Origin of the sequence: Staphylococcus agnetis (assembly GCF_002901865.1) — a bacterium.
In the GTDB taxonomy this organism is placed as follows: Bacteria; Bacillota; Bacilli; order Staphylococcales; family Staphylococcaceae; genus Staphylococcus; species Staphylococcus agnetis.
The window spans coordinates 1-15,067 of record NZ_PPQF01000075.1; the positions used below are offsets into that span (position 1 = coordinate 1).

Annotated in this window: 12 protein-coding genes; all 12 read left to right on the plus strand. The window is 34.7% G+C overall.

The genetic code is table 11. The annotated features are described in order from the left end of the window. The first annotated feature begins 156 nt into the window (after positions 1-156). On the plus strand, positions 157-1,473 hold the full coding sequence (locus CD172_RS10520; protein WP_103346321.1) for a M30 family zinc metallopeptidase: 1,317 nt from the start codon (positions 157-159) through the stop codon (positions 1,471-1,473). Between the two features lie 545 nt (positions 1,474-2,018). Continuing rightward, complete coding sequence (gene rnjB / locus CD172_RS10530; RefSeq protein WP_037564634.1) at positions 2,019-3,692, plus strand: ribonuclease J2; 1,674 nt, start codon at positions 2,019-2,021, stop codon at positions 3,690-3,692. A gap of 199 nt (positions 3,693-3,891) precedes the next feature. After that, positions 3,892-6,240, plus strand: a complete 2,349-nt coding sequence (locus CD172_RS10535) for an FtsK/SpoIIIE family DNA translocase (RefSeq protein ID WP_103346323.1) — start codon at positions 3,892-3,894, stop codon at positions 6,238-6,240. Positions 6,241-6,242: 2 nt separating this feature from the next. Continuing rightward, a complete protein-coding gene (locus CD172_RS10540) occupies positions 6,243-6,959 on the plus strand; it encodes a GntR family transcriptional regulator (RefSeq protein WP_103346324.1) in 717 nt (238 codons plus the stop codon). Positions 6,960-6,989: 30 nt separating this feature from the next. Beyond that, the gene (yfmF, locus tag CD172_RS10545) at positions 6,990-8,276 is read left to right on the plus strand and encodes an EF-P 5-aminopentanol modification-associated protein YfmF (protein WP_234022034.1); all 1,287 of its coding nucleotides are present in this window, start codon (positions 6,990-6,992) and stop codon (positions 8,274-8,276) included. Further along, positions 8,257-9,540, plus strand: a complete 1,284-nt coding sequence (gene yfmH, locus CD172_RS10550; RefSeq protein ID WP_103346325.1) for an EF-P 5-aminopentanol modification-associated protein YfmH — start codon at positions 8,257-8,259, stop codon at positions 9,538-9,540. The genes yfmF and yfmH overlap by 20 nt, the downstream gene beginning before the upstream one ends. 2 nt (positions 9,541-9,542) lie before the next feature. Further along, the gene (ymfI, locus tag CD172_RS10555; RefSeq protein ID WP_103346326.1) at positions 9,543-10,247 is read left to right on the plus strand and encodes an elongation factor P 5-aminopentanone reductase; all 705 of its coding nucleotides are present in this window, start codon (positions 9,543-9,545) and stop codon (positions 10,245-10,247) included. 51 nt (positions 10,248-10,298) lie between these two features. Beyond that, positions 10,299-11,171, plus strand: a complete 873-nt coding sequence (locus CD172_RS10560) for a DUF3388 domain-containing protein (protein ID WP_103346327.1) — start codon at positions 10,299-10,301, stop codon at positions 11,169-11,171. A 12-nt stretch (positions 11,172-11,183) separates the two neighbouring features. Further along, a complete protein-coding gene (locus CD172_RS10565; protein ID WP_060550928.1) occupies positions 11,184-11,579 on the plus strand; it encodes a helix-turn-helix domain-containing protein in 396 nt (131 codons plus the stop codon). Positions 11,580-11,622: 43 nt separating this feature from the next. After that, complete coding sequence (gene pgsA / locus CD172_RS10570) at positions 11,623-12,207, plus strand: CDP-diacylglycerol--glycerol-3-phosphate 3-phosphatidyltransferase (protein ID WP_037564617.1); 585 nt, start codon at positions 11,623-11,625, stop codon at positions 12,205-12,207. A gap of 99 nt (positions 12,208-12,306) precedes the next feature. Then, on the plus strand, positions 12,307-13,452 hold the full coding sequence (locus CD172_RS10575) for a CinA family nicotinamide mononucleotide deamidase-related protein (protein WP_103346328.1): 1,146 nt from the start codon (positions 12,307-12,309) through the stop codon (positions 13,450-13,452). Between the two features lie 167 nt (positions 13,453-13,619). Then, positions 13,620-14,663: a recombinase RecA gene (gene recA / locus CD172_RS10580; RefSeq protein ID WP_060550930.1), complete on the plus strand. Its 1,044-nt coding sequence runs from the start codon at positions 13,620-13,622 to the stop codon at positions 14,661-14,663. Positions 14,664-15,067: the final 404 nt, after the last annotated feature.

Consider the following 15,067-nt stretch of genomic DNA (forward strand, 5'->3'; position numbering starts at 1 on the left):
TTTTGAGGCATCTTAACACAGCAATGATGAAAATGATGAATCTACATTTAATATTATGATGTTAAAATATCAATAATTTATTTGATAATTTAAGCATTGATTCAATTTTAATTAAATGCTAACTTTATGTTAATAAAGATTTAAGGAGGAAGCATCATGATAAACAAAAAGAAATTGGTTACGTCACTTGTTACAAGTTCTTTACTTGCAACATTTACTTTAGGATCTTTTGCAGATGCACACACTTACATCATCAATAACGAGGATATTAATAAAAATGCTCAAGAGTCATCGATTGGAACTTTAAAGCAAAATAATTTTAAGCAAAGTACCATTGATTCTATGAAGCCTAAAAGTTTACAATCTTTCCAAGAAGATAAAGTGTTTAAAGCACCGAAAGAAAAGACACCGATTACTGAACGTACACGAAAATCTGAACAGTCATTATCAAATTCAAAATTAAATGATGTTCGCTCATTCACAACGGTAAACATGAGAACAAATGCCAATGAACGTACCGCTGCTAAACTGAAATATAACGGTAAAAATACAAATGTATGGGTAGCCGATAATTATATTACAGACAAACAAGCGAAAAACATAGGGGAAGAGTTTGATAATAAAATTGATCCATTGGTTAAAGAAAAATTTGGTGAACCTTCAGACGTTGATCACGACGGTAAAGTTAACATTTTAGTTTATGACATTAAAGATGATTTTGAGACAACAGGTTCATACACTGGTGGTTACTTCCACCCAAGAGATCTGTATGATGTACCACATTCAAATAAAGCAGAAGTCTTCTATATGGATACATATCCATCTATGGGTACAGATAAAAATAATTTAAATGAAAAGAAAGTGTATTCAACGCTTGCTCATGAATATCAACATATGGTAAATGCGAACCAAAAATTACTTAAAGAACAAAAAGAAGATGGTATGGATGTCTGGTTAGACGAAGCATTTGCGATGGCAAGTGAGCATATGTATTTACAAAAACCTTTAGATCACAGAATTGAATACTATAACAATTCGACATCGATTGCAAATGGTCATTCATTAATTAAATGGAACCATCGCGGTGATGTACTTTCTAACTACGCTTTATCTTATCTCTTTTCACAATACTTGAGTGCACAAAGTGATAATGGCGATAAAATCTTTAAAGAAATTTTACAAGATCCAGCAGATACGAGTGAAGCATTAGAAAATGCAATTCATAAACATGTCGATTCTAAAATGTCATTGGGTGAATTTATGACAAACTTTAGAGTGGCGTTAGAGAAAAAAGAAGCCACTGGCTTACATGGTTTCAAAGGTGAACCAGGCTTTAACAGTATTAGTCCAAAACCAGTTCGTGAGTTACCTCAGACACTTGCACCACAAGGTTCAGTTATGTTTGAAACAACTTCACCAATTCAAATACCTAAAGATAAAGATAAAAACATTGAATATGTCAAAGTAAAATAAATAATAATGTTTTAAGGAACTGTGACTCAAATCATAATTGATTAAATGTTCCATCACCAAAATTAAATGTATTAATATAGATAACAGCCAATAAAGTTCATGTATTATTGAATTTTGTTGGCTTATTTTTAATTAAGAGACGTGCTAAGTTCCACCCAATTTTGTATTAAATATATTTATGTAATGGTAATGGATAGAGTGCTAGATGCATAAAATGTGTTGACGTATAAGAGGTTAAAAATTTGTATATAAATGACGATAGTTCATTTAAAACTTAAAGAGGGCTAAAAATGGTATAATGCAGTAAATACATAGTGCGTTAAGCACATAGCTAAAAATTAAAAGTCACTTCATTTTATAGTAGAAAAAAATAATGCATTATTGATGATACATACCTATATCTATTCATAAATAGTATATTTAGAGACAAACTTAAAACGCATCAAATGAACCACGTGTTTTAATAGTGTACAGACGCTTTCATATCAACTATAATAAAATATGAATGTATGATGGACGGGCTATATTTAATAGGAGGTAACATTTTGAATTTAGTAAAGAAGAAGAATAAAAATATTCGCATCATCCCGCTTGGTGGCGTGGGTGAAATTGCGAAAAATATGTATATTATAGAAGTAGACGATGAAATGTTTATGCTTGATGCTGGACTCATGTTTCCTGAAGATGAGATGTTAGGTATCGATATTGTTATTCCAGATATTCAGTATGTGATAGAAAATAAACATAAACTGAAAGGGATTTTCTTAACACATGGACATGAACATGCGATTGGAGCAGTGACTTATGTTCTTGAACAAGTCGATGCGCCAGTTTATGGCTCTAAATTAACCATTGGCCTTGTTAAAGAAAACATGAAAGCACGTAATATAGACAAAAAAATAAGATATTATGTGGTTAATCATGATTCTGTAATGCGCTTTAAAGGAGTCAATGTGACATTCTTTAACACGACGCATAGTATTCCAGATAGTTTAGGTGTCTGTATTCATACGTCATACGGTGCCATTGTATATACAGGCGAATTTAAATTTGATCAAAGTTTACAAGGTCATTATGCACCGGATATTCAAAAGATGGCTGAAATCGGTCAAAATGGTGTTTTTGCACTTCTCAGTGATTCAAATGAAGCGGAAAAACCTGGGTATAATACACCAGAAAATGTGATTGAGTCTCACATGTATGATGCATTCACAAAAGTTAAAGGTCGCTTAGTCGTATCATGTTTTGCTTCGAATTTTATTCGTATTCAACAAGTATTGAATATTGCAGCGCGACTCAATCGTAAAGTATCATTTTTAGGTCGCTCGCTTGAAAGTTCATTTAATATCGCACGTAAAATGGGCTATTTCGATATTCCTAAAGATTTATTAATTCCAATAAATGAAATTGAAAATTACCCTAAAAATGAAATTATAATCATTGCTACTGGTATGCAAGGCGAGCCTGTTGAAGCCTTGAATCAAATGGCACGTCAAAAACATAAAATTATGAATATTGAGCCAGGTGACTCTGTATTTTTAGCGATGACAGCTTCAGCTAATATGGAAGTTATCATTGGTGATACATTGAACGAATTGGTACGTGCAGGCGCAGAAATCATTCCGAATAATAAAAAAATACATGCATCCAGTCATGGTTGTATGGAAGAACTTAAAATGATGTTGAATATGATGAAACCTGAATATTTCATTCCAATTCAAGGTGAATTCAAAATGCAAATTGCACATGCCAAACTTGCAAGTGAATCAGGCGTAAAACCAGAAAAAATATTTCTCGTTGAAGCTGGAGATGTGATTAACTTTGATGGTAAAGATATGACATTAAATGAAAAAGTCCATGCCGGAAATGTTTTAATTGACGGTATTGGTGTTGGTGATGTCGGTAATATCGTGTTACGTGACAGACATCTACTTGCGCAAGATGGTATTTTTATAGCAGTTGTAACTTTAGATCCTAAAAATAAACGCATTGCGGCTGGTCCAGAAATTCAATCACGTGGTTTTGTTTATGTACGCGAAAGTGAAGCGTTACTTAAAGAAGCAGAAGAAAAAGTACGTGAAATTGTTGAAGAAGGATTACAGTCGAAACATATTGAATGGTCAGAAATTAAACAAAATATGCGTGATCAAATTAGCAAATTATTGTTTGAGAGTACCCGTCGTCGACCAATGATCATTCCAGTCATCTCAGAAATTTAATGTGTGAGATCTAAAGATTAGTAACGTATGAACTCAATCGAATCCCTCTCTTTGAAAGAACGTCGTTTTAAAGGGAGGATTCGTTTTTTTACATATTATGCAAGTGTAACTTAAACCACATTCTTTTTTAATGTGACTTAAAAGATATGATACATAACCATATAACTCTAGATTTAAATTTAAAAGAAGGTGAATTAACATGGCACAAACGAAAAAGCGTAAATCGTCTACATCTACACGTAGAAAACGTACATCTAAAAAGAAACAAAAAGATACGTCATTACGTTTTGTAGTAGCGATCGTTTTTGTCATTGTCATAATGCTCGGTCTATTTCAATTAGGTATCGTAGGTATTGCCATTGATAGTTTTTTTAACTATATATTCGGATTAACACGTTATCTTACGTATATATTATTACTATTAGCCATTGGTTTTCTTGCTTATAATGGAAAACTCCCTAAATCTAGACGGCTAACAGGGTCGATTTTACTTCAAATTAGTTTATTATTTATAGCGCAGTTATATTATCAAGCAACAAATGGCGCTAAAGGTAAACGTGAACCCGTTCTGTCATTTGTATATCAACAATATGAGCATATGACATTCCCAAATTTTGGTGGTGGCCTCATCGGTTATCATTTTGTAAATATACTGACGCCATTAATTTCAATCATTGGTGTTGTACTATTAACGCTTATTTTATTTACTTCAAGTATGATTCTATTGTTGAAAAAACGACATCGCGATGTGACGAAATTATGGATAGAAAATTCTAAAACACATGCTGAGAAATCGTACGATAAATATCATCAGTATAAATTAAAACGTCGTGAAGAGCGTCAACAAAAGCTTGAACGTAAACGCGAGCAACAAGAACCTAAAGATGTCTCAGACTTTCAAGAGGTATATGATGAGGATAACTCAACTAATCAAGATGTGCCTACCATACCCATTTTTGGGCACCAAGATGAACAGACAACTACAGCGTCAAATGATGCGGTAACCTCACCCACACCGCCGACATCAAAACGACTTGAGCATGATAAACCTAAGGCAAGTATTAACAAAGCAGAACCTACTCAAGCGATTGAGGCTGAAGGAACAATTTCAGAAGCAGGAGAAGTTGAAAATCAATCTTATGAGCTCCCGCCTTTAAGTCTATTAGATGAACCTAAAAAACAACAGGCAACGAGTAAATCAGAAGTACAACAAAAGGGTAAATTATTAGAAACAACCTTAAAAAACTTTGGTGTGAATGCTAGAGTGACGCAAATTAGAATAGGCCCAGCCGTTACACAATATGAAGTACAGCCGGCACAAGGCGTTAAAGTCAGCCGAATCGTAAATCTTCATAGCGATATTGCACTTGCACTTGCTGCAAAAGATATTCGTATTGAGGCGCCAATACCTGGTAAATCTGCTGTAGGGATTGAAGTGCCTAATGATAATATTGCGCTCGTATCTCTAAAAGAAGTCCTTCAAGAAAAATTTCCTGCGCAAAACAAACTAGAAGTTGCACTTGGGCGTGATATTTCCGGCGAGCCGATGACAGCTGAATTAAATAAAATGCCACATTTACTTGTTGCCGGCTCAACAGGTAGTGGTAAATCAGTATGTATCAATGGCATTATTACGAGCATTTTATTAAATGCAAAGCCTCATGAAGTAAAACTTATGATGATTGACCCAAAAATGGTAGAATTAAATGTATACAATGGAATTCCACATTTATTAACTCCAGTTGTAACGAATCCGCATAAAGCAGCTCAAGCGCTTGAAAAAGTAGTGGGCGAAATGGAACGTCGTTACGATTTATTCCAGCATTCAGGAACACGTAATATTGAAGGCTTTAATGCATTTATTACGAGAAAGAATAAAGAACTTGGTGAAAAAGAACCATTACTTCCTTATATCGTCGTGATTGTTGATGAATTGGCTGATTTAATGATGGTTGCAGGTAAGGACGTTGAAACAGCGATTACACGTATTACACAAATGGCACGTGCGGCAGGTATTCATTTAATCATTGCGACACAACGACCATCTGTAGATGTCATTACGGGGTTAATTAAAAATAATATTCCGTCACGTATTGCTTTTGCGGTAAGTTCTCAAATGGATTCACGTACGATTATCGACAGTGGTGGGGCTGAAAAACTGTTAGGTAAAGGTGACATGCTGTTCATCCAAAATGGCGGTTCTGTGAGAACACGTGTGCAAGGTGCATTTTTAAGCGACAGTGAAGTTCAAAAAATTGTAGATTACGTCGTTGCCCAACAATCGGCTAATTATGTTAAAGAAATGGAGCCGAGTGACGTTGTTGATCAAAGTGAAGCTGAGAGTGATGATCCTTTATACAATGAGGCTTATCTATTTGTGTTAGAACAACAAAAAGCAAGTACATCACTATTACAACGTCAATTTAGAATCGGCTATAATCGTGCGTCGCGTATTATGGATGATTTAGAAAGAAATCAGGTCATTGGTCCTCAAAAAGGAAGCAAACCGAGACAAATATTAGTGGATTTAAATGATGGAGAGGTGTAATTATGTCTGTAACACCAGAGGTAAATAAAGTTAAAACATGGATATTAAATCAAATTGAAACCGAAGCTTTAAAACCTGGCGAATCACTGCCAAGTGTGTTTAACTTGGCAAAAACATGTGAAGTAAGTACAGAACATGTCACTGTGGCAATCCATGAACTCATTACTGAACAAATTGTCACTGAAAATTTTGAAGAAGGTGCGCGTGTGAATATACCGCAACCCTTCTTTTATCCATTAGATGAATTAATGAGTATTAGTCGCATGATTTCTGATAAAGGATACGCGCATGGTACCGTATTTTTAAGTTTGGATGAAGAACCGGCATCGTTACATGATAGCCGTGTGATGAATGTCGAACCTAATGAAACGATTACAGTTATTGAGCGCATTCGTACTGCGGATAATCATCCAGTCGTTTATTGTTTAGATAAAGTTGCAGCTAATGTTTTAGATTATTACGGCCAACACCATCAACAAACGTCAATTTTAAAAGCGATTGAACAAGTTACTGAAAAAGAAATTGCCTATGCTGAAACAGAAATTCAAGCAATTAGTTATGAGCCATATATTTCAGATGCATTAGAATCTGACCCACATGATGGTCTAATGTTATTAAAGCAAGTTCATTATACAGAAGATGACATGCCCATCTTATATTCTTTAAATTATTTTAAAAGTAGCCTTGTTAAGTTTCGTACGATTCGAAAACGTCTATAATATATTAAATACTATCAAGGAGGAGATTATTTGAACGAACCACATTTATCAGCTTTCAACCATATACATATTCATAAAACAGATAAATTTAAAACGACGATGATTACATTTAAATTTATGGCGCCTTTAGATATTCATACGATGACGGAGCGCTCATTGCTAAGTAAAATGTTAATTCGTGCAACGAAACAGTGGCCGACCGATAGAACATTTAATCAACATTTATCTTCATTATATGGGGCATATGTGAATAGCTATGTTTCAAAATATAAAGATCGCCATGTTTTAACATTAACGTTAGAAATTGTAAATGAACGTTATTTAAAAGATGCCACGCCATTATTTCAAAAAGGGATCGAGTTATTGAAGGAAGTATTATATCATCCACTTGTTGAAAATAATAAATTTAACGCAGGATTTTTAAAACAAGAAAAGATGTTACTTAAGAAAAAATTAACAGCCATTGAGGATAACAAATCACAAATAGCTTATTTGAATTTGTTGAAACATATGTTTGGTGATCACCCATATCGTTATATGGCTGCAGGTGACAAAGCACATATTGATAAAATTACACCAGAATCACTTTATCATACATATTGTAAGATGTTAGAAGAAGATAGCTGTGACATCTATGTAGTTGGAAATGTAGACGAAGCGGCAACAAAAGCGAATATCGCACAAACCTTTAAAATCACACCAAAAACCACAAACTTTTCATCAATTACACATGAAATACCTTCACATAAAATGATAAATGATGTTGTTGAGTATGATGAAGTGGACCAAGCCAAGCTTAATTTTGGTTTTCGATTTCCAACTGAATTTGGTCAACCCAATTACTATGCGTTTACTGTTTTTAATACGATGTTTGGGGGAGATCCTTCTTCAGTTTTATTTAATGAAGTACGTGAGCAAAAGAGTTTAGCTTATTCTATCCATTCTCAAATTGATGGTAAAAACGGACTGTTATACGTGACCAGTGGTGTTTCGATTAATGATGTAGACGAAGCTAAGAAAACTATTATAGCGGCATTCAATCGATTTAAACAAGGTGAGTTTTCAGATGAAAAACTTGAATTAGCGAAGAAAATTATTTTATCACATCGTAAAGAAGCTAAAGATAGACCAAAGCATATTATTGAAGTATTACATAATCAATTACTGTTATCAAAAGTTGAAGATGAGACGTCATTTATCCATAAAATAGAAGGTGTCAGTCGAGAAGATATACAACAATTATGTCAAGATGCGCAGCTTGATACGATTTATACGATGACGAAAGCAGGTGAGACGCATGCAAAAGACGCATTATGAACAAATTGATGAAACAGTTTACAGTGAAAAGTTATCCAATGGCTTACATGTTTTTATTATTCCAAAGCAAGGTTTCCAAAAAACATTCGTTACCTATACAACTGCGTTTGGTTCACTTGATTTCCGATTTAAGCCCCATAATCAAGATGCTTTTATTACAGTACCAGACGGTGTGGCACACTTTTTAGAACATAAATTGTTTGAAAAAGAAGATGGTGATGTTTTTACAGATTTTGCTGAACATGATGCCCAAGTGAATGCTTTTACAACGTTTGACCGTACAAGTTATCTGTTTAGTGCAACAAATCACATTGAAGATAATATATTACGTTTGCTCAAAATGGTAGAATCTCCTTATTTTACTGAGGCAACGGTTGAAAAGGAAAAAGGCATTATTGCAGAAGAAATCAAAATGTATCAAGAACAACCAGGATACAAATTAATGTTTAACACGTTACGCTCAATGTACCACAGTCATCCAGTTAGTGTAGATATTGCAGGTAGTGTAGAAAGTATTTATCACATTACTAAAGATGATTTATATCGTTGTTATCATACGTTCTATCATCCTTCTAATATGGTGTTATTTATTGTGGGTGACGTTAATCCGGAAGCCATATTGCACATCGTTGAAAAACATGAGGCAACGCGTCAAATTGAAGCACAACCGGAAATTGAACGAGATCCTTTAATAGAGTCGCCCCATATAGTGCAACCTCACGTTTCAGAGGCAATGGCATTACAATCTCCAAGGTTAATGCTTGGATTTAAAAATAATTTATATGATGTGTCCGACATTCAACGCGTGAAAGAAGATATTGAAATGTCATTCTTTTTTGAATTGATTTATGGTGAAGAAACAGCATTTTATCAACAGCTATTAGACGATGCACTGATTGATGAAACGTTTAGTTATCAAACTGTTATTGAACCTACCTATAGTTTCTCTCTTATAACGTCCGCAACTAATGAACCTGATCAATTAAAGCAATTGTTACTTGATACGTTGCATATAAATTATGGTCAAGTTACTGATCAAGAAGGCTTTGACCTCTTAAAAAAACAATTCATTGGCGAATATGTATCAAGTTTAAACGCCCCAGAATATATTGCTAATCAATATACAAAATATTATTTTGATGGTGTCAGTTTGTTCGAAATATTAGATATAATGGATGATATTACTCTTGAGTCGATGAATGAAACGGTTAAACAAAGGCTGAATTTAAATGAATGTGTTGACAGTCGTTTGGAGATGAAGTGAAGATGAAAGCACTCGTTGTTGGTGGATCCGGCTCAATCGGTCAAGCGATTGTAGAAAATCTATTAGATGATGGGTTTGAGGTCATTTTAACCTACCATCGGACAGCATTAACAGATTTGCAAGATACATTTAAAGATGCACCTGTTCAATTTCTTCAAATAGATTTAACGCAACAGCTGGAATGCAACAAACAGTTTGAGCATATCTCAAATGTGGACGTATTGATATATGTTAGCGGTCATAGTTTATACGGCATGTTACAAGATATGACTGATAAAGACATTGATGATATGTATCGTGTTCATGTATATCATTTTATTAAAATATCCCAATATTTTTTGAATCAATTAATACAAAGTCCTAATGGCCGTATTATCGTTATTTCTTCAATCTGGGGAGAAACGGGTGCAAGTTTTGAAACGATTTATTCAACGATGAAAGCAGCACAAATTGGTTTTGTCAAAGCTTTGAGTGAAGAAGTCGCGCTCACGCCTTTAACGGTTAATGCAATAGCTCCTGGAATTGTAGAAGGTAGAATGACAAATGAACTGGATGAAGCAGATATACGTGCTGTGCTCGACACGATTCCACAACAACGCCTTGTTCATGTAGAAGAAGTTGCACATGCATGTCGCTACCTCATTTCTCCTTATGCTAAAAGTGTTACTGGAACTGTTCAACGGATTAATGGTGGATGGTACCGTTAGTCTGATATAATACTACTAATACGTCATGCATAGGGATAGGGGTGTATTATAATGACTACAATGAAGGAAAAAAAAGAATGGTATTTAGAATATGAAATTAATATCAACCGTGAAGGGCTATTAGGTGATGTTTCAAGTTTATTAGGGATGATGGGTATTAACATTGGTACGATCAATGGTATTGATAATTCCCGTCGCGCTTTCATAATTAAATCTGACAGTGAAGAAAAAGTGAAACGCTTTGAAACTTTACTTCAAGAAATTGATGATATTTCGTTACGTGTACTTAGAGAGCCTGAACTTAAAGACCGTCTTGCTGTGCGTCATGGTCGCTATATTAAACAAGATAAATATGATAAGAAAATTTTTCGCTTTGAACGTTATGATTTAGGTTTACTAGTTGACTTTATGGCTGAATTATTTAAAGAAGAAGGTCATAAATTAATTGGTATACGTGGTATGCCACGTGTTGGTAAAACAGAATCCATTGTAGCAGGTAGCGTATCAGCTCATAAAAAATGGCTTTTTATTAGCTCTACTTTAATTAAGCAAACGGTTAGAAGTTCGCTTATTAAGGGAGAGTATGATAAAGATCATGTTTACATTATTGATGGTGCCGTTACAGCTCGAGAAACGAATCAAAAACATCAAGAGCTTGTTAAAGAAGTAATGACTTTGCCTTCAGTGAAAGTCGTGGAACACCCCGATTTATTTGTTGAAGCAAGCGACTATGTTATGGATGATTTTGACTACATTATTGAATTGAGAGCCGAAGAAGATCAGAAAATCGAATATGATGAAATGAAAAAGAAAACGGTTAAAAGTAAAAATAACTTAAATTTCGGAGATGAATTTGGCGATTTTGGTGATGGCTTTGGCGACGGTTTCGGAAATGGCTTTGGTGATGGTTTCAAACCGTTTTAAGGAGGAACATAGGTGAAACAGATAGGCGAAGTGCTACAAGGTAGACGGGAAAGAATGGGATTAACTTTAGCAGAGTTAGAGAAACGTACGCATATTAAACGACAAACGTTAATTCACATCGAAAAAAATGATTTCGAGTCACTACAATATCCTAAGTATGCGAAAGGTTTTATCCAGAAATACGCACAAGCTGTTAATATGGATGGGCATTTGCTAATTTCTGAACATGAAGATGAATTACCTGCCTCTCATTATCGAGCGAAGGAGACCCTAGTACAACTACGTGAGCACCCAGAACAGTTTCAATTAAAATCAATGACTCACGAATCAAAATGGCTCATTACATTTATAGGGGCAATTGTATTTTTAACAGGTGTACTTTGGGTACTGCTAACCCTTATGCTATAATAAACACAAAAATGAATGAGTAATATGAAAAGAGGATATACAGATGAACTTACCCAATCAGATTACGTTACTTCGAGTAATCTTAATTCCTGTCTTTATGTTATTTGCGCTGATTGACTTTGGCATGGGACAGGTTTCATTTTTAGGCGGTATGCCTGTACGTGTGGAATTTTTAATCAGTGGTTTTATTTTTATATTTGCTTCAGTGAGTGACTGGGTGGATGGCTATCTAGCACGCAAATGGCAACTGGTTACAAATATGGGGAAATTTTTAGACCCTTTAGCAGATAAACTGCTTGTGTCAGCAGCATTAATCGTTCTCGTTCAGTTAGGGTTAACGAATTCTGTTGTGGCAGTTATCATTATCGCACGTGAATTTGCGGTTACAGGTTTACGTTTGTTACAAATTGAACAAGGTTTTGTAAGTGCTGCAGGTCAACTCGGTAAAATCAAAACAGCTGTGACAATGGTTGCTTTAGTATTTTTATTACTAGGTGACCCCTTTAGCCAATGGATAGGTATTTCCCTTGGTCAAATTCTACTTTATATTGGGGTATTCTTTACGGTATTATCTGGTATTGAATACTTCTATAAAGGTAAAGATGTGTTTTTACAAGATAAACAATAAAATGAACCCCTCTAATGTATGATTCGTGTTTTATGCACGATGTGAAATCAATCTACATTGGAGGTTTCTTTTTATACAAGAAAGTTGAGGATGAATTATATGAAAATATGTATTATTGGCGTTGGTTCTGAATTATTACTTGGTCAAATAGCGAATACGAATGCGCAATATTTATCACGTGTATTAAATGAAGCGGGTCATGATGTGTTAGAACACATTGTCGTCGGGGATAATGCACAACGTTTGAAATCAGTCTTAGAACGTACTTTGAACGCTTATGAAGGCATTATTTTAACAGGTGGATTAGGACCAACAAAAGATGATTTAACGAAACAAACGGTAGCTGAAGTGTTAGAGAAAGACTTAGAGATTGATACAGAAGCTTTAGATGCGATTACGTCCTATTTTGAAGCACAACGCCAAGTCATGACACCAAATAATCGTCAACAAGCATTAATTATTAAAGGCGCACAAGTATTAAAAAATGATGTTGGCATGGCACCAGGTATGCTTGTCGAAAAAGAACAGCAAAAGATTGTATTGCTACCTGGGCCACCTAAGGAACTCCAACCAATGGTCAACCGCTATATGATGCCATACTTTAATGACACTGAAAATACAATCTATTCAGAAGTGTTACGATTTGCGGGCATTGGAGAATCTAGAGTAGAAACAGAATTAATGGATTTAATCACTTCACAATCTAATCCAACGATTGCACCATTAGCGGGTTCACATGAAGTCACTATCAGGTTAACTGCAAATGACGTTAATCAACATCAATGCCAAGCGCGCATTGCACCTGTTAAAAAAGAGATCATAGACCGTCTTGGTCAATTTTATTATGGATCTAATGAAACGACATTAGCAGCACGTCTCATGCATAAGTTAGAACACGCTGTAGCAATTTATGATGGTGTGACTGAAGGTGCTCTAAATGTAAAGTTGAAACCCTCTGATCAACGTGATTTATTAAAAGGGTATATGTTACATCAAGCACAATTCGTTACATCCACGGCTGATATTTATACACAATTATTTGAATCTGCATGTTTTGTACAAGCGTTGTATGATGTTCAGGATGCTGTAAGTGTATTATTTGAGAATGGTATGGTTTATATTGGATTTTTAACAGGTAATACTATAGAAGTGGTTGAAGTGGTCGTATCTGAACAACAATTAAAATTATTTGAAAGAACTTCAAATTATATTATGATACAGTGGCTTAATCATATAGAAAAGTGAACTCATATGTTAAATTATAAATGATACAGTACAAATGTTCGCTTTTGTTAGAATTTATGTTTAAAAAGTGGCGAACAAATATTCGCAAATTGCTTGAGTTTTTCTTTTTAAGCATGTATAGTATAAATAACTACTCAAGGAAACTATACTCAATAGGGGGTCCTAAATTGGATAATGAACGTCAAAAAGCACTCGATACAGTAATTAAAAATATGGAAAAATCTTTTGGGAAAGGTGCCGTTATGAAACTTGGCGAAAATAAAGATCGTCGTGTTTCTAGTGTTTCTAGTGGTTCTGTAACATTAGATCATGCATTAGGTGTGGGTGGCTATCCTAAAGGCCGTATTATAGAAGTTTATGGACCTGAAAGCTCAGGTAAAACTACCGTAGCCCTACATGCCATTGCAGAAGTACAAAAAAATGGTGGCGTGGCTGCATTTATTGACGCAGAACATGCGCTTGATCCTGTTTATGCACAAGCTTTAGGCGTAGATATTGATAACTTATATTTATCGCAACCGGACCATGGTGAGCAAGGCCTTGAAATTGCTGAGGCGTTCGTTCGTAGTGGCGCGGTCGACATTATTATCGTAGACTCAGTTGCTGCGTTAACACCGAAAGCTGAAATTGAAGGTGAGATGGGCGATACGCATGTCGGTTTACAAGCACGTCTAATGTCTCAAGCACTACGTAAATTATCGGCAGCAATTTCTAAATCAAATACGACTGCCATTTTTATTAACCAAATTCGTGAGAAAGTGGGGGTTATGTTTGGTAACCCCGAAACAACACCAGGTGGTCGGGCATTAAAATTCTATAGTTCTGTTCGTTTAGAAGTACGTCGTGCAGAACAATTAAAACAAGGTCAAGACATTGTCGGTAACCGTACGAAAATCAAAGTGGTTAAAAATAAAGTTGCACCACCATTTAAAGTAGCTGAAGTCGATATCATGTATGGTCAAGGTATTTCTCGACAAGGTGAACTGATTGACCTTGGAGTACAACATGATATTGTAGACAAGTCTGGAGCTTGGTATTCTTATAATGGTGAACGCATGGGTCAAGGTAAAGAAAACGTGAAGTTATTCTTAAAAGAACATCCTGACTTAGAAAATGAAATTGACCGTAAACTCCGTGAAAAATTAGGTATTTTTGATGGTGATGTTGAAGAAAGTGAACAAGAGTCAGCTCAAACTTTATTTGATGAATAAACGATACAATTAATCCATGTCATGTGGATTTAGAGGTAATGTTGTATATATGTATTGGTTGTGACGATACGCAAGCAATTTGATATGGACGTTGTAACTCAAAAGCCTTCAAACTTCTTAAGCGAATAGCTTTGAATTTTGAAGGCTATTTTATATATTCAGTCCAATCTACGGCAGCTGCATTAATGAAACCATACTAAAAATGATATTTTCAAATCAATTTTGTATTCTTTGATTATTAAATGACGCTTCCTACTACATATCAACTATAATTAATCTACGCTGATTAAAATGTTTGATATAGATACTGTCAGATACCTTGATTTTTCATTGTTCAAAACGTACAATTAAATGTGTATGGTCCTTATTTTTAATCTTATAATCTTATAGATTTATTGACATAC